This window comes from Rothia sp. HMSC065B04 (assembly GCF_001812285.1).
In the GTDB taxonomy this organism is placed as follows: domain Bacteria; phylum Actinomycetota; class Actinomycetes; order Actinomycetales; family Micrococcaceae; genus Rothia; species Rothia mucilaginosa.
On sequence record NZ_KV808408.1, the window covers coordinates 363,714 to 365,441 of the forward strand.

Annotated in this window: 2 protein-coding genes; both read left to right on the plus strand. The window is 50.1% G+C overall.

Annotated elements, in window-relative coordinates:
- Positions 1-213: 213 nt before the first annotated feature.
- Positions 214-924 carry a DUF6318 family protein gene (locus HMPREF2845_RS04785; RefSeq protein WP_070593354.1) on the plus strand — a complete coding sequence of 237 codons (711 nt, stop codon included), beginning with the start codon at positions 214-216 and terminating at the stop codon, positions 922-924.
- A 2-nt stretch (positions 925-926) separates the two neighbouring features.
- Positions 927-1,728 (plus strand): peptide ABC transporter ATPase (locus HMPREF2845_RS04790; RefSeq protein ID WP_070634025.1); only part of this gene is annotated, 802 nt, incomplete at its 3' end.

Below are 1,728 nucleotides of genomic sequence, written 5' to 3' on the forward strand. Positions count from 1 at the left end.
CGAATAATGACGTTCAGATACTATTGCACTCAAAACAATGCAAATAGACACAAAGATGCGCTACAGTGGTAACTGTAGTGTTCCATAACGCATTGATGCGTTCAGCGGGTGCACTACGGGGCTGTTTTCCTTCCGGTGGTCAGCTTGACCTACCAATAATGGCCTGACATGCACATATATCACACCGTCACCGATGATAGGAGCGTATCTTCTATGGATTCGACCATTTTCAATCGCCGTACCCTGTTGGGCAGCGGCGCACTTGTGGGCCTTGGTGCCCTGCTTGCGGCGTGTGGCCAGCAGGCAAATAACGAGGCGGCAGCCACCGCATCCACGGCGCCGAGCGATACCGGTTCGGTATCCGCGGCGGCATCCGATGCCACTTCTGCTTCCGCTACTCCGTCTACTGTCCGAGGCTACTCGGGTGGCTCCAAGGCACCGGATGGGGAGTACCGTAAGGCTGACAAATATGGTCCCGCCCAGAACGTACCCAAACCCACCGCACCTGAAGACGGATACCGCGAAAAATCTCTAGAAGGCCTCCGCAAGACTTTGGACGCCTGGATTTTGTGGGCAAATTACGGCACTCAAACTGGCGATTACTCGATGGCTCGCAAGTTCATCTCGCCAAATTTCAAACGTGAATTGGAAGAGTATAAAAATGCAGAAGAGCTTTATCAAAGCGGTGGATGGATTATTGGTGGAATCGACCATTTTCTAGCCGATGGAAACCCTTGGTCCGAAGACGGTGAAACCTACTTCTGGAAAGCCTATCGCGAATGGGATCGTGAGATCTTTGTTGAGTCTGATGGGAGCTGGGTTAGCTGGACCAATGATGACAAAACTGACGATACCTTCAAATTTGAACTGAAGCACAACGGTCAAAAATGGGAAATCATTGATTATGTAAGTGTTGAGGACTAAACATGAGACAGAATATTAAAAATATTTCATTGATAATTATTGGAATAAATATTGTATGCTCATCAATCGCTCCGGCATTAGGTAGCGACTCGACAAAAGAATGTTCATCTGAAAATAGCGCCAAAGTATGTCAAACCACTAAGAATACAAAATATAAAGACAAAAGCGGAGGCAATAGAAACACAGGTCATACCTCAGAAAATATAAATGACGGAAATTACCCATCTCAGTCATCAAATTCAGAACCTAGCACCTACACCACCAAAGGCGCCAACGGCCTTACCCTAATTCGTTCCAAAAGTGACTCTAATATCCTTGGCTGCGTAAAGGACGGAAAGGTTGGACACGTAAAACTCAACAATCTCATTGTTCGTGACGATGGGACTTACATCGATGGTGGCCTCGGCAAATATAGCCCCACCTCAGAAACCTGTGTCCCCGACGATACCCGCACCTTCACCAGTGCCGACAGTCCGGGTCCCACCGGTCCGACCTACGAAGAAGTCATGGAGGAAATCCTTCACGCCGCCCAATCCCTAGAGCCGGGCAAGCCGACCCTGCACCAGTCCTACAACAACCCCGCAGGAACCGGCAGGGCAGAAGGCGATCCCAACGTCTACAAGGGCGATCAGATCAATTTCTACGTCGATGACGGAGGCCCCTACCGCCTCGAAGCAGACATGCTCGCCGGACACGTCGAAATTGAACTCATGCCCTCCTCGTACGTCATCGAGTACGGCAATGGCGATACTGCCACTAACTACACGGCAGGCAAACCGGTCACCACCTACCCTCGTGAGCGTC

What these genes read in the sequence shown, in the direction of transcription:
- HMPREF2845_RS04785 (WP_070593354.1), top strand. Translation starts at nt 214, where the DNA reads ATGGATTCGACCATTTTCAATCGCCGTACCCTGTTGGGCAGCGGCGCA.